At 28.0% G+C, this 23,558-nt stretch carries 16 protein-coding genes and 1 pseudogene; 16 read left to right on the forward strand and 1 reads right to left on the reverse strand.

What is annotated here, in order from left to right:
• Nucleotides 1-9: 9 nt before the first annotated feature.
• The 6 genes from arcC (at nt 10) to GM111_RS03120 (ending at nt 10,599) form a co-directional block, all read left to right on the forward strand.
• A complete protein-coding gene (gene arcC, locus GM111_RS03095) occupies nt 10-942 on the forward strand; it encodes a carbamate kinase (RefSeq protein WP_156299424.1) in 933 nt (310 codons plus the stop codon).
• 23 nt (nt 943-965) lie between these two features.
• Entirely contained in the window at nt 966-2,420 is a 1,455-nt protein-coding gene (locus GM111_RS03100; RefSeq protein ID WP_156299425.1) for a YfcC family protein, read from the forward strand.
• Between the two features lie 77 nt (nt 2,421-2,497).
• Entirely contained in the window at nt 2,498-3,946 is a 1,449-nt protein-coding gene (locus GM111_RS03105) for a C69 family dipeptidase (RefSeq protein ID WP_156299426.1), read from the forward strand.
• A 99-nt stretch (nt 3,947-4,045) separates the two neighbouring features.
• Nucleotides 4,046-5,533 (forward strand): class I SAM-dependent methyltransferase, encoded by a 1,488-nt coding sequence (locus GM111_RS03110; protein ID WP_156299427.1) that lies wholly within the window; start codon nt 4,046-4,048, stop codon nt 5,531-5,533.
• Nucleotides 5,534-5,731: 198 nt separating this feature from the next.
• Nucleotides 5,732-6,718: a transglutaminase-like domain-containing protein gene (locus GM111_RS03115; RefSeq protein ID WP_156299428.1), complete on the forward strand. Its 987-nt coding sequence runs from the start codon at nt 5,732-5,734 to the stop codon at nt 6,716-6,718.
• Nucleotides 6,719-6,786: 68 nt separating this feature from the next.
• Nucleotides 6,787-10,599: a YadA-like family protein gene (locus tag GM111_RS03120; protein ID WP_156299429.1), complete on the forward strand. Its 3,813-nt coding sequence runs from the start codon at nt 6,787-6,789 to the stop codon at nt 10,597-10,599.
• Nucleotides 10,600-10,945: 346 nt separating this feature from the next.
• Here the strand turns inward: GM111_RS03120 and GM111_RS03125 are convergent, their stop codons facing one another.
• Nucleotides 10,946-11,902, reverse strand: coding sequence for an IS91 family transposase (locus GM111_RS03125; RefSeq protein WP_331279611.1), 957 nt, complete (start codon nt 11,900-11,902; stop codon nt 10,946-10,948).
• 227 nt (nt 11,903-12,129) lie between these two features.
• On the opposite strand from GM111_RS03125, the gene GM111_RS03130 reads away from it, so the two are divergent.
• The 10 genes and pseudogenes from GM111_RS03130 (at nt 12,130) to GM111_RS03180 (ending at nt 23,490) form a co-directional block, all read left to right on the forward strand.
• Nucleotides 12,130-12,378 carry a helix-turn-helix domain-containing protein gene (locus GM111_RS03130; RefSeq protein WP_456243023.1) on the forward strand — a complete coding sequence of 83 codons (249 nt, stop codon included), beginning with the start codon at nt 12,130-12,132 and terminating at the stop codon, nt 12,376-12,378.
• A complete protein-coding gene (locus GM111_RS03135) occupies nt 12,371-12,625 on the forward strand; it encodes a class I SAM-dependent methyltransferase (protein ID WP_003145474.1) in 255 nt (84 codons plus the stop codon). Before GM111_RS03130 ends, GM111_RS03135 begins: the two co-directional genes overlap by 8 nt.
• Nucleotides 12,622-13,095, forward strand: coding sequence for a DNA-methyltransferase (locus GM111_RS03140; RefSeq protein WP_231479748.1), 474 nt, complete (start codon nt 12,622-12,624; stop codon nt 13,093-13,095). Before GM111_RS03135 ends, GM111_RS03140 begins: the two co-directional genes overlap by 4 nt.
• Nucleotides 13,076-13,510 carry a DNA cytosine methyltransferase gene (locus tag GM111_RS03145; RefSeq protein WP_156299432.1) on the forward strand — a complete coding sequence of 145 codons (435 nt, stop codon included), beginning with the start codon at nt 13,076-13,078 and terminating at the stop codon, nt 13,508-13,510. The genes GM111_RS03140 and GM111_RS03145 overlap by 20 nt, the downstream gene beginning before the upstream one ends.
• Nucleotides 13,511-13,772: 262 nt before the next feature.
• A complete protein-coding gene (locus GM111_RS03155) occupies nt 13,773-13,844 on the forward strand; it encodes a hypothetical protein (protein ID WP_456243024.1) in 72 nt (23 codons plus the stop codon).
• Between the two features lie 180 nt (nt 13,845-14,024).
• A complete protein-coding gene (locus tag GM111_RS03160) occupies nt 14,025-14,393 on the forward strand; it encodes an ArsR/SmtB family transcription factor (protein WP_156299433.1) in 369 nt (122 codons plus the stop codon).
• A 145-nt stretch (nt 14,394-14,538) separates the two neighbouring features.
• Entirely contained in the window at nt 14,539-14,760 is a 222-nt protein-coding gene (locus GM111_RS03165) for a cation transporter (protein ID WP_156299434.1), read from the forward strand.
• 15 nt (nt 14,761-14,775) lie between these two features.
• On the forward strand, nt 14,776-16,620 hold the full coding sequence (locus tag GM111_RS03170; protein ID WP_156299435.1) for a heavy metal translocating P-type ATPase: 1,845 nt from the start codon (nt 14,776-14,778) through the stop codon (nt 16,618-16,620).
• 242 nt (nt 16,621-16,862) lie between these two features.
• Nucleotides 16,863-17,243 (forward strand): annotated as a pseudogene (locus GM111_RS03175) ((2Fe-2S)-binding protein); the annotation flags it as partial.
• Between the two features lie 583 nt (nt 17,244-17,826).
• Nucleotides 17,827-23,490: a DUF3320 domain-containing protein gene (locus tag GM111_RS03180; protein ID WP_156299436.1), complete on the forward strand. Its 5,664-nt coding sequence runs from the start codon at nt 17,827-17,829 to the stop codon at nt 23,488-23,490.
• Nucleotides 23,491-23,558 lie beyond the last annotated feature (68 nt).

Raw genomic sequence — 23,558 nt, forward strand, 5'->3', positions numbered from 1 at the left:
AGGTGTACTATGGCTAAAAGATTAGTAATTGCATTAGGAGGAAATGCTTTAGGAAATAATCCTAAAGAACAGTTAGAATTGGTAAGAGGAACGGCTAAGGCTATAGTTTCGATGGCTAAAGAGGGTTATGAAGTAATAATAGGACATGGAAATGGTCCACAAGTTGGTATGATAAATTTAGCAATGGATTATGCAGCTAATGGTGAAGTAAAAACTCCATATATGCCATTTGCAGAATGTGGAGCAATGAGCCAAGGATATATTGGTTATCATTTACAACAAGCTATTAGAGAAGAATTAAAAACTCAAGGTATAAATAAAGAAGTTGCAACTATAGTTACACAAGTTTTAGTTGATAAAGAAGATGAAGCTTTTAAAAATTTAACTAAACCTATAGGTATGTTCTATACTAAAGAAGTTGCAGAAGAAATAGCAAGTGAAAAAGGATTTACTTTTGTTGAAGATGCTGGAAGAGGATATAGAAGAGTTGTAGCTTCTCCTAAACCAGTAAAAATTATAGAATTAAATGTTGTTAAACAACTAGTTGAAGCAGGAAACATAGTAATCACTGTTGGTGGTGGAGGAATACCAGTAATAGAAACTGAAACTGGATTAAAAGGTGTTGATGCGGTAATAGACAAAGATAAATCAAGTGCTAAACTTGCACAAGATTTAAATGCTGATATGTTAGTTATATTAACAGCAGTTGATAAAGTTTGTATCAATTTTAATAAACCAAATCAAGAGGAATTATCAGAATTAACTATAGAAGATGCATTAAAATATATAGAAGAAGGACATTTTGCAAAAGGATCTATGTTACCTAAAGTTGAAGCATGTCTTGATTTTGTTAAAAATTCAAACGGAAATGCATTAATAACTTCACTTGAAAATGCTGCAATAGCTTTACAAGGGAAGACAGGAACATTAATAAAAAAATAATTAAATAAAGAGAGGAAATAGCTATGAGTGAAAAAAAAGAACGTAAATCACTATCTGCTTTTACGATAATATTCATACTATTAATATTAATAGCTCTTGTAACAAGAGTATTACCTAAATTACCAGCAGAAGTTACAAAAGAAATGTTAGATGAAAATATAGCTCTTGCTACAGGGGTAAATGGAGCTTCAATAGCAGATGTGTTTATGGCTACATTTAATGGTTTCAAAGATGCAATAGATGTTGCAGTATTTGTATTATTACTTGGAGGTTTTTTAGGAATAGTATCAAAAACTGGTGCACTAGATGCAGGAGTTGGAGCATTAGTTAAAAAATTAAAAGGAAGAGAATTATTATTAATTCCTATTTTAATGACTTTATTTTCTATAGGTGGTTCAACTTATGGAATGGCAGAAGAAACAATAGCTTTCTACGGATTAATTTCAGCAACTATGGTAGCAGCAGGATTTGATACTATGGTAGCAGCTTCTACTGTATTACTTGGAGCAGGTGCAGGAGTTTTAGGATCTACTGTTAATCCATTTGCAATAGGGGTAGCGTTAGATGCTGCTAAAAGTGCAGGAACTGATCCATCAAATGGAACAGTAGTATTATTGGGAATTATACTTTGGATAGCAACTTTAATACCAGCAATTATATTTGTAATGAACTATGCTAAAAAAATTAAAGCTGATAAAGGATCTATAATACTTTCATTACAAGAACAAAACGATATGAAAGAACATTTTGGACATGTAGATTTTGATAATATTGAATTTACATCAAAACATAAAATGACTTTATTAATATTTGCATTCTCATTTGTGATTATGATACTTTCATTAGTTGTTTGGTCAGAATATGATATTCATGTATTTGAAGGATGGTCATCATTTTTAACAGGTACATCACTTGGTGAATGGTATTTTGGAGAATTATCAATGTGGTTTACTTTTATAGGAATAGTTATAGGTGTTGTAAATGGATTTAGTGAAAAAGAAATAGTTGATTCGTTTATGTATGGTGCGGCTGATATCTTATCAGTTGTGTTAATAATAGCTTTATCAAGAGGTGTTTCAGTATTAATGTCTGTTACTTATTTAGATAAATATATATTAAACTTAGCATCACAAGGACTAGCTGGATTATCTGCATTAATATTTGCACCAGCATCATACATACTATATATGGTATTATCATTCTTTATTCCATCTACATCAGGACTTGCATCTGTTTCAGTACCGATACTTGCACCACTTACACAAAGTTTAGGATTTAGTGTTGAAGTTATCATCATGATATTCTCAGGTGCATGTGGATTAATTAATTTAATTACACCAACTTCAGGAGTTGTTATGGGAGGACTTGCAGCTGCAAAAGTTGAATACGGTACTTATGTTAAATGGGTATTTAAATTATTAGTAGCTATATTTATAATAAATATAGTAATATTAACTGGGGCTATGATGATACTTTAATTAGATTTTAGTTTCTTATTCATATATTATAAAGGGGGTTCAAATACCCCCTTTTCATACTTTTTGGAGGGCTTATTATGAAAAAAATATTTAGTTTATGTTTATTATTATTTTCTATAAATGCTTTAGCATGTACTGGTTTTTTAGCAGGTAAAGATGTTACTGTTGATAATTCTATGATATTTGCAAGAAATGAAGATTTACAAGGTGTAAATCCTAAAAAATTTATGGTAGTTAAGTCTAGAGAATATAAAAAGGGAGAAATTTTTGAAAATCCAGATACTGGATTTAAGTGGCCATATCCTAAATATGCCCTAAAACATACTTTAGTTCCTGATGCAGATCCTAGTTATGGAGTATTTGGTGAAGCAGGAACTAATGAATTAGGTGTTAGTGTTTCAGCTACAGTTTCAGCTAATGCTAATGATAAAATATTAGCACTTGATCCATATGTTGAAGGAGGACTTACAGAACCAGATATAGCATCTCTTGTATTGATGCAGGCAAAAACTGCAAGACATGCTGTAGAAATAGTTGCAAATATAGTTGAAAAAGCAGGAGCAGGAGAAGGGAATATAATAATATTTGGAGATAAAAATGAAATGTGGTATATGGAAATATATACTGGACATCAATATGTTGCAGTAAAAGTACCAACTGATGTTTATGCAGTGATTCCAAATGCGTTTTATTTAGGAAGTTATGATTTTACAAGTAAAGATGTAATTGCTTCTAAAGATATTCAAAACTTACCAGAAAAAAATGGTCTTGCAAAAACACTTAATGATAAATTTCATTTAGCTCTAACTTATAGAGAAATACATTCTAAATATAATGTAGATAGAATAGCTATGGGACAAAATCATTTTTGTCCATTACTTCCAGTAGAACATGATTCAGAAATTGCTTATGAACTATTTAGAAAACCTGATAAAAAAATTTCTGTTAAAGAAGTAATGAATTTTTTAAGAGATAGATATGAAGGTAGTGATTATGATGTTGACACACCTGAAAATAAAGGAAAAATTAGACCTATAGGGACTGATACTAATTTAGAAGCACATATATTCCAAATAAGAGATAATGCACCAACAGTAATGTGGCTTGCTATGGGAACAGTTGAACATTCTGTATTTGTTCCATATTATGAATATATAACTAAAACTCATAAGAGTTATATAGCAGATGCTGATGAATTTAATAGAGATTCTATGTATTGGGCAATGAAAGGATTGCATATACTTGCAAGAGAAGATAGAATGAGATATGGATTAGGAGTTAGAACATATTGGGATAAAGTAGAAAATGATTTTATTAGTAAGTTAAAAGAAGAAGATAAAATTATTAATAGTAAAAAAGGTAAAGATAAAATTAATTATGCAAATAATCTTGGATTAATGAAAGCAGAACAAGTGAAAAAAGATGCTGATATGATGTTTGATAAATTAATATACTTTAAAGGGACTATGACTGATATGGCTCTTCAAGGTAAGAAAAAAGACGCAAAATTTGAATTTAAAAAATAAAAAAATGGGGAAGATTTTTGTCTTCTCCTATTTTATATTTATTTAAAATATGTTAAAATATGTTAAAATATATAAAAATATTATAGAAAAGAGAGAAAAATGACATTAGAAAAAAGTTATAATAAAATACCATATAGTTCAAAAGCTTTTGAAAAAACACAACCATATTTTTTGAGAAATATTATGAATATATTAAGTTTTGAAACTCCAGATATAAAAAAAGCAAGAGTACTTGAAATTGGATGTTCATTTGGTGGAAATATTCTACCAATAGCTTTAAATTTTCCAGAAACTGAAGTAGTAGGTATAGATTTATCAAGTGTTCAAATTAATAAGGGAAATGAAATAATAAGAAAAATTGGACTTACAAATATACGTTTAATTAATCAAAATATATTAGAATATAGTAATGATTTAGGAAAATTTGATTATATAATATGTCATGGTGTATTTTCTTGGGTTCCTGAAATAGTTGCTGAAAAAATACTTGATGTTATTAAAGAAAATTTAACTGAAAATGGAGTTGCACTTATTTCATATAATACATATCCTGGATGGGCTAAATATGATGTTTATAAAAACTTAATGAAATTTAGAGTAGATTTTTTAAATGAAAATGGAGCTGAGATTTCTGATGTTGATAAAATAAATTATGGAAGAGGGGCACTAGAGTTTTTAGAAAAATATTCTCATCTTCCGAAAGAATTTAAGGAAAGCATTAAATCTGTTATAGATAAAGATGATTATTATTTACTGCATGAATATTTTGAAGAATATAATAAACCAATGTATCTATATGAATTTAATAATATGTTATTAAAAAAAGATTTATTTCATGTAACTGATGCTAATTTAGCACTAACTTTTAAATTACCTAAAGATAATGAAGCTTTAAGTTTGATAGATAAGGAATGTGGTGATAATTTATTAGCAAAAGAACAATACTATGATTATATGTATAATACTCAATTTAGAAGTAGTATAATAACTCATAAAAATAATAAGGGAAAAATAAATTTAAGTGAATCATTTAATAGAAAAAATTTAGAAAAACTATATATTTCAGGAAATTTTTTATTTGAAAATGGTCAATATTCAATAAGAAATTCAAAATTTAGTGTAGTAAATAAGAAAATAGAAAAATTGATTAAACATCTAACAAAGATATATCCGGCAAATATTTCTATTGAAGAAATTTTAAAAAAATATGGTGATGATTTATTGAAAGAAATATTACATTTAATATTATTAAATGCTATAGAAATATTTCCATATAAAATAGATAAAAAAGATAGTCTGTTAAATATTAATGGATTAATATCGAAGTATTTAAATGTATCTTTTGAAGAATCAAATGCAATTAAGATAAGTAATTATAGAGGACAGGTTTGTGAAATTAATGAATATTTAATTAGAGTAATTGATAAAATATTAAAATTAGAAAAATTTGAAGAACCAAGTGATATAATAGTGAAAATGCTTAAAGAAAAAGAATTGACAGTTAATGTTGATGAAAGTGAATATATGAAAATTGTAGATAACATACTAAAGGAAGTTAAACAAGTATTAGATTTCTTTTTAATTTAATGGGGAATTGAAAAAATAAGGTTAAAATAGTTTTTGAATTTTGAGGAAATGTCAAAGTAATAATTGTAAAAATATATTTTAAAATAAAAATGTATCAATAAATATAAAAGTTTAATGATACATTTTTTATATATAAAATATTTGTAAAAAATATAAAATAGAGGTATACTAAAAAAAAGATAAAAAGGTGGTAAATTAATGTTTAAAATAAAGAAGGAAATGTTAAAAAGTATAAATTTTTTATTACACCATAATTATGTACCTATGATACGTAAATTAGAAATAGAAAATATTAGTGACAATATATATGAAAATTTAAGTTTAAAAATACATGTAGAACCTGAATTTGCAAGAACTTTTGTTATACCTTTAGGAATAGTTCATCCTGGAGAAAATATAGAAATAGATGATGTAAATATTAAATTAATTCCAGAATATCTTTATTCTATTAATGAATTAAGTAGAGCACAAATGTTTATTGAAATATATATGATAGATGAAAAAATATATGAAGAGACTATAGATATAGATTTAGAGCCATATAATCAATGGTTGGGTGTTAATATTATGCCTGAAACAATAATTTCATTTTCAACCCCTAATCATCCTAAGATTTCAGAAATTGTAGTTAAAGCTTCAAATTATTTGAAAAAATGGGGATTTGAACCTTCATTTACTGCATATATGTCAGGTAATCAAAATAATGTTAAAATACAAATGGCTGCTATTTATGCTGCATTACAAGAAAGTAACATAATATATAATATACCGCCTGCTAGTTATGAAGTTTTTGGACAAAAAATAAGGCTACCTCATAGTGTTTTAGATTTAAAACAAGGAACTTGCTTAGATCTTGCAATGCTATATATTTCATGTCTTGAAGCGATAGGTCTTAATCCTTTATTGATAATAATAGAAGGGCATGCTTATGTTGGATGTTGGTTAGAAGAAAATACTTTTTCAGATATAGTTATTGATGATGTTTCAGCTATAGAAAAAAGAATAGTAGATGGATTAGAGGAAATAATTTTAGTTGAAGCAACAGATTTTGTTTCAGGTAAAAATATTGATTTTGATAGGGCAATAAAACATGGAAAAGATCATTTATTGGATTCAGGAGTTTTTTATTTAGCTTTAGATATAGTAAGAGGAAGAGGAATTGGAATTTTACCTATAAAAATTTGACATTTTATATTTGAAAAGGGTATAATATTAAGTAGATTTAATTTTAAATTAAATAATGGAGGAGAAAAATGCAAATAAAAATAAAAGAATTGAAAAGATATATAAAAAGAAAAATAAGTATTGATAAAAAAGTTATAAAGGTATTTTTAATTACAGGATTATTAATGATTGGAAGTAGTTTTTCGTTTTCAGCTATTGATCCAGTAACACAAAAAGAGGGAAATAGCACATATATTGGAGGATTTACTAAAACAGGTAATAACCCAGAGTATTCAGTGATTATTGATGGTAATACAAAGGTAACAGAAGGAAGATTAGAAAATAGTATTATAATTAAAGGAACTTTTGAATCTAATGGTGATCATACTAGATCAAAAAATATAATAATAGGTGAGGGTTCATTAATAAAAGGTGGAAGTGATGGTTTAGTTATAGGAGGAAGTATTTATACTAATTCTTTAGCTGGGTATCAGAAAAATAATATGGCATTAGGAAATAATGCAAAAGTAGGTTATGAAGGAAAAATAATAAATCAAGGAATTGCAATAGGTGGTGGAGATAGAAATCAAGGCCATGAAGATAAAGATGTAAGAACTATTAATTCTAGCGCATATAAAGGAGGAGCATGGGCTAGAGGAGATCAATCTATTGCAATAGGTGGAAATACAGTTGCGTATGGAGATTCTTCAATCGTAATAGGTGGAGATGATTTGAAAAATGCAGCTGATGCAAGGGTTACATATACTAACAATAATGGACAAGCAGTTGAAGGAACACTTGATAGTGCATTTACGCATTTATCTGGCGGGAATTTAAGAAAAAATGAATATATTTCATCAAGAAGTAATACATTAGGGGTGTCAATAGGTGTAAAAGCAAAAGCTGGAGAGTTAGGATTAGCTATAGGAACAGCCTCTGAAGCTGATAAAGTAAATGCAATGGCGATGGGTTCAGGTTCAAGAGCATTACTTGATAATGCTGTAGCTATAGGTGGCGGTTCACAAGCAGGGGGAGAAAATAAAGATGGGACAAAACAAACAAAGTTAAAAGTAAATATTGATACAAATCCTATAGGAATTAATTTTTCTTGGAAAGGAGGAGAGAATACTTTAGCAGGAGATATAGTAAGTTTTGGTAAAGTAGGTTTTGAACGTCAGTTAAAAAATGTTGCACCTGGAGAAGTTAGTGAAAATTCAACAGATGCAATAAATGGATCACAATTATTTTCTATAACAAAGGCTTTAGTTGATAAAATAAATAATACTTATTTTCATATTAATTATAATAATCAAGATCAGCCAGAAGGGAATGAAAATACAAATAAAGGAACAATAGATTCAAAAGGAGGAGCTACAGGAAAACATTCTATTTCAGCAGGGGTAAATGCAAAATCTACAGTTGAAAATGCTATTTCAATAGGATATAATACTATTAATAATATTGAAAATTCTTTAGCTTTAGGCTCAAATACAACAACTAGAGAGAAACAAAATGTTAATACTGCAATTGTTGGTGAATTAACTTATAGTGGATTTGCTGGAAATACCCCTATATCTGTTGTATCAGTTGGTAATGAAATAGAAAAACGTCAAATAATAAATGTAGCTTCTGGTCAAATTACAAAGACATCAACAGATGCGATTAATGGTTCTCAACTACATGCAACAAATAATACTTTAAGTAATTTAGCAAAGTCTACTAAGAATATTTTAGGTGGTAATGCTATAATTGTTCCAAATGGAGATGAAACGGGAAATATTACTATGAATAATATAGGTAATACAGGTAAGGCAACAGTTCATGAAGCTTTAATGGTAGTTAAAACAGAAGTAAAAGCAAAAGAAAACAGTGGAATAACAGTAGAAAAAACAGAAGATGGAACAGATGGACATCCAATATATACAGTAGGAGTAGAAGTTGATAATACTACAATAACTGTAGCAGATGGTAAATTAAAAGCAATTATTCCAGAAGTTGCACCAGGAACATTAACAACAAATGTAACAGGTGGAAATAATGAAGTAATTGCAGCAGAACCAAATAAATTAGCAACAACAGGAGATGTAGCAACAGTAGTAAATAAAGTTGGAAACAACACAATAAAATTAGGTGGAGATAATAATAGTGAAACGGATACACAAAACCTAAATAAAGATGGTGGACTTAAATTTAATGTTAAAGGAACAGAAAACTTTGTTACAACAACAGCAGCAGGGGAAGATATTACTATAGATGTGGCACAAGATGTAAAAGATAAATTAGCATCAATAGAAAATAAAGCAAATAAAACATTAGATAATATAACACATGAAGGAGAAACAGTAATTAAGAATTTATCTGCATGGAATTTAACAGCAAATGGTGCAGATAGTAGTAAGATATCAGGTGGAGATAAAGTAGATATAGCAAATGGAGATAATATCTTAGTTACAAAAGAAAATAATAAGATAACAGTAACAACTAAGAAAGATGTGACATTTGATAATGTAACAACAACTAAATTTACTGCAGGACCATTAACTGTTGATAATGAAGTAATAAATGCTGGAAACACAGCAATAAAAGGAGTAGCTAAAGGAACAGATGGAACAGATGCAGTAAATGTAGATCAATTAAATGAAGCAATAGCTAATGTAACAAATAATGCTACAAACCAAGGCTTCAATGTAACATCAGGAAAAGATGGAAATGGAGTAGTAGAAGGCGAAGCTGTAGAGAAAGTATCAAATGGAAATACAGTAACATTTAAATCAGGAGATAACTTAAAATTAGTACAAGCAGGAAAAGACTTTACATATTCATTAAGTAAAAACTTAGAAGGTTTAGAAAGTGTATCAATAGGTGAACAAGGAAATGAAGCAATAAAATTAACAGGAACTAATGGAGTAGGTACAATAGGATTAAATGGAGCAGATGGTAAATCGGCAGATATTAAAGTTGTGGATGGAGCATTAGGAGTAAATGGAGCAGATGGAGATACAATGACACGTGTTGAGTATACAGATGCTACAGGGACACCACATAGTATAGCTACATTAGAAGATGGGTTAAAATTTGCAGGAGATAATGGAGATACAGAAGATAATGTTATAAAGAAAGCATTAAATGAAAAATTAGAAATCGTTGGAGGAGCAGACAAGGCTAAATTATCAGATGGAAACATTGGGGTAAACTCTAAAGATGGTAAACTAGAAGTTAAGTTATCAAAAGAAATAAAAGGGATTACATCATTAGGTGGAGAAGAAGGGAAACCAAGATTTGAATTTGGAGATACAATAAATGTATCAGGAGATTTAAATATGGGAGGAAATAGAATAACAAATGTAGCTTCACCAGTTGATAAAGGAGATGTAGCAAATAAAGAGTATGTTGATTTAGGAAGAACAAAAGTAACATCAAATGATGGAAGTGTTAAGATAACACCTACAACAAGTGAAAATGGAACAACATATGATATATCAGTTGAAGGAGATTCTAGGGTAACTGCAGCAAATTCAGGAGTAGCTTCAGCAGTAGCAATGGCTAACTTACCACAAGTAAGTAACACAGCAGGACATAGACATAATATAGCAGGAGCATATGGATATTATAATGGAGAACATGCATTTGCATTAGGATTATCAGGTTTAAATGAAACAGGTAACTTAGTATATAAGGCAAGTGGGTCATTAAATACTAAAGGACATGTAGCATTAGGAGCAGGATTAGGATATCAATTTGATAAATTAGAATCAAGAAGAAAAGATATGTTAACATTACAAAGAAATGGAAACATTAATTTACTTGATGAAAAAGTTTATGAACTTGATAATAGTGTTAAAGAATTAAGAGAGCAATTAAATCAATTAGAAAAATTAGTTAAAGAGTTAATTAATAAATAAAATTGATAATTAAGAAGTTTGAAAATTAGATATTAATCTAAATTTTCAAACTTTTTTTTATTCTATAGGAAATTAGAAGTTTAATAAAAATGATATATTTTTATTAATTAGTATAAAATACAACAACAATTTATATTAATTCAAAATAATAGATAAATTTAAGTAACAGAAAAATACCTATTTAAATAATAGGCCATTAGGATTATAGAATTTATGAATAGGAGGTCCAATAGAATTATTTATAAAGAGTTCATAAGCTTCAAGATAAATATTACAATTAGGACACATAAAAGGATCAAAGTCCCAAATAGCTTTAAAGTTCTTTCTAAAAAGAGAAGGAACTTTTTTAAGTTAAAGTAAAATCTAACTTATTAGATTTTCTTCTAGCATAGAAGCCAAATCTATTAATCATCTTAAAATGTTTATAAGGTAAATGAAAAAGTAATTTAGCAACAAAATCTTGAATAGTTAAAGTTTTATAAGTAATTTCTTTATTATTAGCTAAATCATTAAACATAAAAGTGACAATATTTTTATTAAGATTAATATCAACAATTTTATACTCAGCAATAGGGACTCTAGCTAAATATCTACCGAGGTATTGGATAATACCTTTAGGGTTATTAACATCATTATCACCAACATTAAAGAAGAATCTAACATCTTCTTTAATCATTTTAGAAGCCATATCTAAAGCATTTTTTTTAATAGTATCATTAGGATAATTAGCTTGACTTAAGGCTCTATATACGACATATCTCCATTGATTAGCAATAGAATTAACATGAAAATAATTAAGTTTTTTAAAGATAAAATTTTTATTTAATCCCCCAAGAGAAACGATATAAATGACATCAGAATCAGTAAAGAATTTATTATTAGATTTAGGTATATATATTTTTCTTTTCTTTTTATCATGAATATTATGGAATTGATATTTGAAAATATTATTAATATCAGCAGCTAATTTAGAAAGAATAGTTTTATCATAAGCAATAAATTTTCTAAATTGTTGAGGAATAGTAAAAAGAACATGTCTATGAGGAATATTAATTAATTGATTAGTGATGGAGTTAGTCCATTTAATAGAGTAATTATATCCACAAGAATTACATAATCTAGATTTATAAGTAAGTTTCATTTTATGTTGAAAGTTACAGATATGACATCTATATGAAATGAAAGCTTTAGAGAGGTCACCACAAGCAAGAAATTTATTAATAGAGTTAGAAATATGTTGATTAGAAGAATAAGGCTTGATAGAATTTAAAGAATTTGTTAAATAGTATTGGTTAAGATAAATTTGATTTTAGATATCATGTTTATCCCCCCCTTTTCTGTTTATTTGGTTTGGCGATTAAATTATACAGAAAAGAAAGAGGTGATTCAAGGATTTTTTTAAAATCCCGAATCACCTTTTTTTATTTTGCTTTTTTAAAGTGATGTATCAATTGATTGAAAATAACCTATAGTTAATGTTATAATAAATTTGTATGTAATAACAAACATAAGTATTTTTTTAATGTATATATGTACGAGATCAGCTATCGAAAAAATAATCTTGGAAGTTATATGGAATTAAGTTATAAAAGGTTATTTAAAAAACTTATTGATTTAGATATGCAACATAATGAGCTTATGGAAAAAGCAAATGTAAGTAGAAGTACATTTTATAAATTAAAGAATGGTGAGAATGTAACTACCGATATTTTGCTCAGAATTTGTGATGCATTAGATTGCGACATATCAGAAATTATGGAGTGTATTAAAAATGATTGAAATAATAAATGGAGAATGCATAGAAGAATTGAGGAAGTTAGACTCATCTACGGTTGATTTAATTATTACAGATCCTCCATATAATATTGCGAATTTCATGAACGGGAGAGATACAAATTTACAAAAAATGCGTTCTAATTTTTTTGGTGCTGCTGGTTGGGATGATTTAGATTTTAATGATTGGAAAGACCATATGAGATTGTTTTTAAAGAATCAAGTAGGATACTTAAGAATGGTGCTTCCATGATAGTTTTTATGTCAATATTAAGGATTGAAACTCTTGTTGAAATAGCAAATGAATTTGGTTTTTATTATAAAACCACTGGAATTTGGCACAAAACAAATCCAATGCCTAGAAATATGAATTTACATTTTGTTAATTCAAATGAGTGCTGGATATATTTTACTTATAAAACAAAAACAGGAACATTCAATAATAAAGGTAAATTGGTTCTAGACTATATTGAAACATTTGTTACGACTGCTAGGGAAAAGAAATTAGGTAAACATCCAACACAAAAGCCAATTATATTATTCGAACATTTTATAAGATTGCTTTCAAATGAGGGCGATTTAGTAGTAGATCCATTTCTAGGAAGCGGTTCTTCTGCAATTGCAAGCTATAGATTAAATAAAAATTTTATCGGTGTTGAATTAGAAGAAAAAAATGCTAAATTAGCGAATATGAGGGTAGAAGATGAAAAGACAAGTTATTGATTTGTTTTCTGGAGTTGGTGGACTATCTAAAGGATTTTTCGACTCAGGATTTGAAATTGTTTTAGCAAATGAAGTTGACTATTCTATAGCTAATTCTTATAAAAAAAATCATCCTAAAGTGAAAATGATTAATGAAGATATTTCAAAATTAGATATTGATGATGTTTTTAATGAGTATAAAAATATAGACGTAATTGTTTGGGGACCACCTTGTCAAGGATTTTCTCAAAAAGGGAAAAGAAAAATAATGGATGATCCACATAATTATTTATTTAAATATTTTTTTGAGGTAGTTAGTGTTGTTAGACCGAAGTATTTTGTGCTAGAAAATGTACCCAACATATTAACTGCAAATAACGGACATTTTAAAGACGAAATTTATAGCTTATGTTCCAGTAATGGTTACACGTTATGATGATACCCTAGTAAGGAAGATTATCCAGAATGTTAGTGTTTATGATGACCACTTTGTAATATGCTTTAAATCTGGAATTGAAATGGAAGTATGATTTAATACTAATATAAACCGTCAATTAAGAGTTAGGTTCTCTTGATTGGCGGTTTTTGCATTGACTTTTATATGATTTATACATGTGATATTATCAAAAATGTTGTTTATAAGGTTATTGATAAGGAGTTGACCACATGAGTGATGTAATAAGCTGTTAGATGAAGCTATTAAAGAAACCGAAAACTTGTACGAAGGAGAAGTCTTTATTTTTAAGGATTTGTTTAAAGGATATGTATAGGACAGGATACCGAGAAAGGACTAGTAGATGTTTTTGAGATATTTTAAATAATATAAAAAACACTTGAATAAATGTTCATATAACTATTGACACAAGAGAAAAAAAATAATATAATAAATATACAACGTATGAATGCTTGTCCAAGTATTCGGATGAAGTGATTTAAAAAGAGGTGATAATATGACTAAAAAATTTAATGCAATTGAAAGATGTGACTGCAATGTAATTCATGAGGATATTGTAAATCAAGTTAGAGATAAAATGCCTCAAGAAGAAAGCCTTTATGAACTAGCAGAATTATTTAAAGTATTTGGAGATTCAACACGAATCAGGATATTATGGGCTTTACATGAAGCTGAAATGTGTGTTTGTGATATCGCTGTATTACTTAACATGACACAATCAGCAATTTCCCATCAGCTGAGAGTCTTAAAGCAAGCTAATTTAGTGAAAAACAGAAAAGAAGGCAAAGTAGTATATTATTCATTAGTTGATGATCATGTAAGAGAAATATTTGACCAAGGTCTAATTCATATCAACGAGAAGTAGTAATGCGGTAGAATAGAATATTTTTTGAAGATATTTGGACATATATTTAAGTCTTCATTTCAAATGAGCAATGCTTCAAGAAAATTTGAAAAAGACTTGTAGTATTCAAAATAAAATTACAAATAATATTTAGGAGGATTTAATAATGAAAAAGAAATTTATACTTGAAGGTTTAGGTTGTGCAAATTGCGCGGCAAAAATAGAAAAGGCTATTAATGAGCTTGATGGAGTGAAAGAAGCTACTGTTAACTTTATGACCACAAAACTCGTTATTGATGGTGAGGATGAAAAAATGCCAACAATAATAGCAGAGATGGAAAAAATAGTTAAAAAAATCGAACCCGATACAACTATGAAAAAGGCTTAAAGGAGGCTATTTAGTATGACAAAACGACTATGGCGAATAATTATTGGTGTAGCCGTGTTAGCTACAGCGGTATTGCTTAGTTTAAATAACGAATGGTTACAGATTGCTCTCTTTATAATAAGTTACATTATTGTAGGTGGAGATGTTGTAAAAAGAGCTGTAAAAAATATTTTTAAAGGTCAAGTTTTCGATGAAAATTTTTTAATGAGTATTGCAACAATTGGTGCATTTTTTATTGGTGAGTATCCTGAAGGTGTTGCAGTTATGCTGTTTTATCAAGTTGGAGAACTGTTTCAAAGCTATGCAGTTGGCAAGTCGAGAAAGTCAATTGCAAGCCTTATGGATATTCGACCAGATTATGCAAATGTTAAAAAAGGTGATGAACTTGTCAAAGTTGACCCAGATGAAGTACAAATTGGAGATATTATTGTAATTAAAGCAGGAGAAAAAATTCCTCTTGATGGCAAGGTAATTGAGGGAAGTTCAATGATTGATACATCGGCACTAACAGGCGAATCTGTTCCTCGTGAAGTAGAAATTGGAAGTGATATCCTAAGTGGGTGCATCAACATTAATGGGGTTATTACAGCAGAGGTTACCAAGGAATTTGGAGAATCTACTGTAAGTAAAATTCTTGATTTAGTTGAAAATGCAAGTAGTAAAAAATCCAATTCAGAACAATTTATTACGAAGTTTGCGAGATATTATACACCGGTTGTGGTTATAATTGCAGTTTTTCTAGCTATTATACCACCTCTTGTTATAGACGGGGCGACTTTTAGTGATTGGATATATAGCGCACTAGCATTCCTTGTGGTATCCTGTCCGTGTGCTTTAGTTATTTCAATTCCTTTGAGTTTCTTCGGTGGAATAGGTGGAGCCTCAAAAAAAGGTGTTTTAGTCAAGGGTAGTAATTATTTAGAGGCATTAGCAGAAACTGAAATTGTTGTTTTTGATAAAACTGGAACACTAACGAAAGGTATATTTAATGTACAGGAAATTCATCCAGAAGGAGTTTCCAAAGAAGAGCTACTAGAATTAACTGCACATGCGGAAAGCTATTCCAATCATCCGATTTCACTTTCACTGAAACGTGCATATAGCAAAGAAATAGACAATGGACGTATTTCAGATGTAGAAGAGATATCAGGTCATGGTGTTATTGCAACAGTAGATGGCAAAAAGGTTATGGCAGGAAATATCAAACTTATGAAAATGATGGATATCCCTTATTTCAAGGAAGAGCTGATCGGTACTATTGTACATGTTGCTGTTAATAACAAATATATAGGTTACATTGTAATTGCCGATGAGGTAAAGGAAGATTCAGCACAAGCAATCAAGGAACTTAAGGCAGCTAATATTAAACAAACAGTTATGTTAACAGGTGATAATAAAAGTATTGGTTCAAAAGTTGCTAAAGAGCTTGGTCTTGATAAGGCTTATACAGAACTGTTGCCAGCAGACAAAGTTGAAAAACTAGAAGAATTATTTTCGCAAAAATCTAAAAAAGGTAAACTTGCCTTTGTTGGTGACGGAATCAATGATGCACCTGTATTAGCTCGTGCAGACATTGGAATAGCAATGGGTGGTTTAGGTTCTGATGCGGCCATTGAAGCTGCTGATGTTGTAATTATGACTGATGAGCCATCGAAAATTGCTACTGCAATGAAGATTTCTAAAAAGACACTAAAAATTGCACATCAAAACATAGTATTTGCAATTGTAATAAAAATAATTGTTCTTATTTTGAGTGCTTTTGGAATAACTACTATGTGGGCAGCTATATTTGCAGATGTAGGTGTAACTATCATCGCAGTATTAAATGCTTTTAGAGCTTTGAATGTAAAGAATCTATAAACTATTTTTCCTATTCACCCCTTGAATGATACCGATAATTGACGATACAATCAAGGGGTATTTTTTAATTTAAAAACTATAAATGAAAATTGGTTGGGATTTACCTTGAATTAAATGGTTTTAAAGATATGGAGGTTATGTAATTGAAAGTTATTGATGAATATTGCTGTGAATGTATCACACAAAATTTAAATAGAACAAATGAGAGTTGCACTGTCTGTAATAATTAAGGAGTAACAGTTAGTAGGATAACCGTTGAATACTTGGTGACATATGATTATCGTAATGCCGTTGATGGAGATCAATATAAGATATGCATGAATGAGGACTGCGACGTTATTTACTATAACTTAGATAAAGAAATAAAATTCTTAAAAGACCAAGTTAGGGTTACTATCTGGTTTAAGAAAGATGCAGATCCTAAGTATGCTTGTTATTGCAGCAAAGTCACAGAAGATCAGGTAATTGAAGCAGTTGTAAAGCATGGTGCGAAAACCGTTAAAGAAGTAAATGCCATAACTGGAGCAATGAAAAATTCGCTTTGTAAGGAAAACAATCCTTTGGGGGTATGTTGTCATAAGATTATTCAGGAAGGCATTGATAAGGGATTAACCATGAAATGATTTGAGTTGATATGTTCTCACGAACAGACAAAACCGTTGATATCTTCCCACAAACGAGAGCCAATGTTGGATATGTTCCCCTTAACCATAGGGGTTGAGACCGCAGTTTTGATAGCTATCAAGGCAACTCGAAACATGTTGAAGCCCTAACCCTGCTATCGCGCGATTAGCAAAGCTAATCGATGCGAAGCAGAGGTACCAAAGGCATTAGTTTTTCTTAGCCAATCGCTACGCTCTTGGAGAAAAACTGAATAGGCCTCACGTGTGCCCTGTAGGCATGCCAGACTTTCCCAAAGAGAAGCGAGTGAATAACGAACTTCAATTGGTGAAAGATACGGCTGAGGCTCTAGTATTGATGACAAGGGAATAGAGGGTTAGAGGCTCTGTAAATCTTGAAATCAATAGGTTTATGAATTTTGAACTAAATAATCATATTATTAATTTTTTTATTAAAAGTCTAAGCAGCATTAAAAATAGTGAATGAGATGATTCAATATTAGATAAATAATCTTTGTTCAAAAAATTGAAAAAATATAAAAGTAAAGGTATACTAAGTTTAGAAGAAATTGGAGGTGCTAGTATAATGTTTAAAATAAAAAAAGAGATGTTAAATAGTGTAAATTTTTTACTAAATCATAATTATGTACCTATGATACATAGATTAGAAATAGAGAATATTAGTGAAAAAGTATTGGAAAATTTAAGTTTGAAAATATACGTAGAACCTGAATTTTCTAGAACATTTGTAATGCCGATAGGAACATTACATCCAGGGGAGAGTATTGATTTAGATAGTATAAATATGAAATTAATTTCAGAATATTTATATAATTTAAATGAATCAACTAGAGCACAAATGTTTTTTGAAATATATATGGTGGATGAAAAGATATATGATGAAATTTTAGATATAAACTTAGAAGCTTTTAATCAGTGGTTGGGAATAAATATTATGCCAGAGACAATAATATCATTTTCTACCCCTAATCATCCTAGAATATCTGAACTTATTGTTAAAGCATCAGATTATTTAAAAAAATGGGGATACACTCCTTCTTTTACTGGATATATGTCTGGAAATCAAAACAATGTTAAAATACAAATGGCAGCTATATATGCAGCGTTGCAGGAAACAAATATTATATATAATATTCCACCAGCAAGCTATGAAGTAGTAGGTCAAAAAATTAGATTACCACATACAGTACTTGAATTAAAACAAGGAACTTGTTTAGATCTTGCTATGCTATATATATCTTGTCTTGAAGCTATAGGTCTTCACCCATTATTAATAATAATACAAGGTCATGCTTATGTTGGTTGTTGGTTAGAAGAAACTACATTTTCTGATGTAGTAATTGATGATGTATCAGCTATAGAAAAAAGAATAGTTGAAGGTTTAGAGGAAATCATTTTAGTTGAAGCAACAGACTTTGTTTCAGGAAGTGGAATTAATTTTGATAGAGCAATAAAACATGGTAAAGATCATTTATTGAATCCTGAAATATTCTATTTAGCGATTGATATTCAAAGGGGGAGAGGTAGTGGGATATTACCTATTCCATTAAAAATTGATGAAAAAATTGTAATAGAAAGAGAAAAAAATAATGAAATAACAACTAAACCTAAAGAATTAGTAATAAATAATATAGGAGTAGTTGAAGATACTAAAATAGATAAACAAAAATTATGGGAGAGAAAACTATTAGATTTTAGTTTGAGAAATTCTCTTTTAAATTTTAAAATTACAAAAAATTCTTTAAGAATAATGTCTCATAATTTAGCACACTTAGAAGATAAATTAGTAGATGGCAAAGATTTACATATATTAGAAGCACCTAGAGAATGGAATGTATCTTTAAAAAGTTCTAAAATTTTTGAGATAGAAACATCTCAAGATTTAATTAAAACAATAGCAGAAAGTGAGTTTAAGAGTAATAGAATTAGAACATATTTAGATGAAGAAGAATTAATAAAAAATTTAAAAAGTGTGTATAGAGCTTCAAAAATGAGTCTTGAGGAAAATGGAAGTAATACTTTATTTTTAGCTTTAGGTTTCTTACGTTGGTTTGAAAATGATATTTCAGAATTACCAAGATATGCCCCGTTAGTACTAATGCCTATAGAAATTGTGAAAAGTAGTAGGAATAGAGGTTATGTAATCAGAAGTAGGCAAGAAGAAACGCAAATTAATATTACTTTACTTGAATATTTAAGACAAATGCATGATGTTAAAATTGGAGGATTAGATCCACTTCCAAATGATGAACATGGAATTGATTTACCATTAATATTTAATACTATAAGACAAGCGATAATGAATAAAAATAGATGGAATGTCTTAGATGACTTTTCTTTTATAGGTCTTTTTTCATTTGGACAATTTGTAATGTGGAATGACTTAAGAAATAGAGGAGATGAAATAAAAAAAAGTAAAATTGTTTCAAGTTTAATAGAAGGTTATAGGAATTTTGAGATTGAAAATAAAGAGATAATAATAGAAGATTTGGCTATACCTTTAAATGCAGATTCTTCACAACTTAAAGCGATTATAAAAGCTATGAATGGTGAAAGTTTCATTTTACATGGTGCACCAGGAACTGGGAAATCACAGACTATTACTAATATGATTTCAACAGCCTTATATCAAGGGAAAAGTGTTCTTTTTGTAGCTGAAAAAATGGCAGCACTTAATGTGGTTGAGAATAGATTAGATAAAATAGGTTTAGGTCCTTTTTGTTTGGAATTACATTCAAATAAAACAAATAAAACAACAGTTTTAAAACAGCTTGAAAAAGTTTTAGAAACATCTAAATATAAATCACCTGAAGAATTTGAGAAGATTAGGTTAGAAATTTTAAATACAAAAAATTATATTAAAAATATTTTTGATAGTCTACATGAAAAGAAAGAAAATGGTCTTTCGATATATGAAAAAATTGAAGGATATATAAAAATAAAGCAATATAAAGACTTAATAGAAATTAAAAAAAGTGATTTTGAAATTTCAAAAGAAATATTAAAAAATAAAAATGAGTTAATAAAAAGTTTTAAAATAAATATAGAAGAAATAGGAAATTACTCGGAACATCCATTAAGTATTTTTAAAAGTTTAGATTATTCTTTAGAAATAAAAAATGAACTAGAAGAAAAATTATTAGATTTATTAGAAAAAAATCAGGAGTATTTAGAATTATTAAATGAACTAAATATAGATAATATTGATGTTTTAGAAAAAATGATAAAAATTTTTAGAAATGTTAATAGTAAAGAAAAAATACTTGATAAGTTAATAATAGTTGATGATTTTGAATTTAATTTAAATAAAGTAAACGACTTGGTAGAGTTGTTGGAAAGATACAATGAAATAAAAGAAAGAATTTTAGTTTCATTTGATAAATCTGTTTTATTATTAGATATAAATAAATTTTTGATTGAGTGGAAGAAATCAGAATTAAGTTGGTTTCTAGGTAAAATATTTAAACAGAACTCTCTTTTAAAAGAAATAAATATACATTCAAAGATAAAAGTAAATAAAAGTAATATATTAAATGTAATTGATGAATTAGTAAAATTAGAAGAATTAAAGAAAGAAATTGGTGAAACCAATATTTTCGTTTTAAATATACTTGGAAATTTATTTGAATATGAAAAAACAAATATAAAATTATTAAAAGATAGTATAGAAGTATCTTTAGAATTAAGAAATAATATCAATGAATTTTATGGAAGCGTAAATGAAATTAATTTAAATAAAGTGAAACTGATGAAAGAAAATTATATAAAATTTGAAAAATTAGAATTATTTTTAACTAAATACATGAAATTAAAAAAAGATTTTGATTTAGAAATAGACGATAAAAATATTTTTAATTTATTTGAGTTGATAAAAAATGCGAAAAATAATATACAATTATTTAAGGAAATAGTAGGTTATAATCAAAAAAGAAAGTTGTTGATAGAAAATGATTTAGAAAATGTTATTATATCTTATGAAAAAAATAAAATAAATAAAGAAAATATTTTAGAAGCATATTTATCTAATTTATATTATAATTTAGCAGTTAAAGAAATAAGTGAAAATAAAGAATTAAGAGAATTTAGAAGAATAGAATTTGAAGAAGTAATAAAGAAATATGAGGAATTAATAGTTAATTATCAAGAATTAACAATGCAGGAACTGGTTGCAAAGCTTTCAATGAAAATTCCAAATACGGAATCATCTATAATAAACAATTCAGAAATGGGAATTTTGAAAAGAGCAATAAAATCAGGTGGAAGAATGATGAGTATTAGACAGTTATTTAATCAAATTCCTAATTTACTTAGAAGACTTTGTCCTTGTATGCTTATGAGTCCCATGTCTATTGCTCAATATATAGATCCTAAATTTCCTAAATTTGATTTAATAATTTTTGATGAGGCATCTCAAATTCCAACTCATTCTGCTATAGGAGCAATGGCAAGAGGAGAAAATGTTATAATAGTTGGAGATCCTAAACAAATGCCACCAACGAATTTCTTTAAAAACAACAAAATAGATGAAGATAATATAGATATAGAAGATTTAGAAAGCTTACTAGATGATTGTCTAGCTATAACGTTACCTGAAGAACATTTAAAATGGCATTATAGATCTAAACATGAAAGTTTGATAAGTTTTAGTAATAAGATGTATTATGAAAATAAATTATTAACTTTTCCATCACCAGATGATTTAGTATCTAATGTTAAATTTATAAAAGTAGAAGGTTATTATGATAAAGGAAAATCAAAACAGAATAAAAAAGAAGCTGAAGCAATAGTAAAGGAAATAATTAGAAGGTTAAGTGATGAAAAATTAAGAAATGATAGTATAGGTGTAGTTACCTTTAGTAGTGTTCAACAGATGTTGATAGAAGATATGTTGTTTAATGAATTATATAAACATCCGGAACTTGAAAAAGTTGCAAATGATTTAAATGAACCAATATTTATTAAAAATTTAGAAAATGTACAAGGTGATGAAAGAGATGTCATATTATTTTCTATAGGTTACGGTGCAGATAAGGATGGTAAAGTTTCGATGAATTTTGGTCCTTTAAATAGAGAGGGTGGATGGAGAAGGCTGAATGTAGCAATTTCTAGATCTAGAAAAGAAATGATAATTTATTCTACTTTACTCCCAGAACAAATTGATTTAAATAGGACTAAATCAGAAGGTGTTAAAGGATTGAAAATGTTTTTAGATTTTGCAATAAGAGGTAAAAATATCCAGGGAAGTAAAGAGAATTCTAGTTTAAATAAAGATGAACTAATAACTGAACTATCTAGAAAATTAGAAAAAAAAGGATATTTAAGTAAGAGTAATGTAGGAAGTTCAGGGTACAAAATAGATTTAGCATTATTAAATCCGAAGAATAATAAAAAATATATTATGGGATTACTTTTTGATGGATATGGATATTTAAATTCTGAAACTATTAGAGATAGATTTATACTTCAACCGACTATACTTAAATTATTGGGTTGGCAAATATATAATGTATGGTCGGTAGAATATATTGAAAATCCAGAAAAAGTTATAGATGCAATTATTGAAAAAATTAATAATATTTTAGAAGGAAATCAAAGTCAAAATTTTGATTTGTTGAAGGCTAAAAAAATTTCAGAATTACAAATGGATAAGCTAGAGAATTTAGAAAATGTAAGTAATAAAATAATGTATAAATCATATAATATTTGTAAATTAGGAGAAAGTTCAGACTTTTATAGTGTAGAAACTCAGTTAAATATTAAAGAAAATATATTTGAAATAGTAGAACAAGAAGGGCCGATAAGTAAAAAGAATTTAATAAAAAAAGTTATTGCTTGTTGGGGAATAAATAGAAGTGGTAGTCAAGTAGAACAAATAATTTCATTACTATTAAGGCAATTAGAATTTAAAAAAACCGAAGAAAATGATGTAGAGTTTTTATGGCCAAATTCATTGGAAATAAAGCCATTGAAACAATATAGAGTTGAAGATGAACAGGGGAATAAAAGAAATATAGAGGATATATCTAAATATGAGATTATACCTGCTATTATAGAAATATTAGAAGTACAAATTGCTATAGATAAAAAAGATTTAGTAAGAGAAGTAGCTAAAAAATTTGGATTTACAAGAACTGGGTCTTCTATAGACAAAATTTTAAATTCAACTATTGTATTTGGAATAGAAAAGAATATTTTAAAAGAAGAAAATGAAAAAATTTTGATGTTTTAGTAAAATTAATATACTTGTAGAAGAAAATTATTAATTTTGAATAAAATTTTTATTATTTAATATTATGA

Origin of the sequence: Streptobacillus canis, from assembly GCF_009733925.1 — a bacterium.
Taxonomy (GTDB): domain Bacteria; phylum Fusobacteriota; class Fusobacteriia; order Fusobacteriales; family Leptotrichiaceae; genus Streptobacillus; species Streptobacillus canis.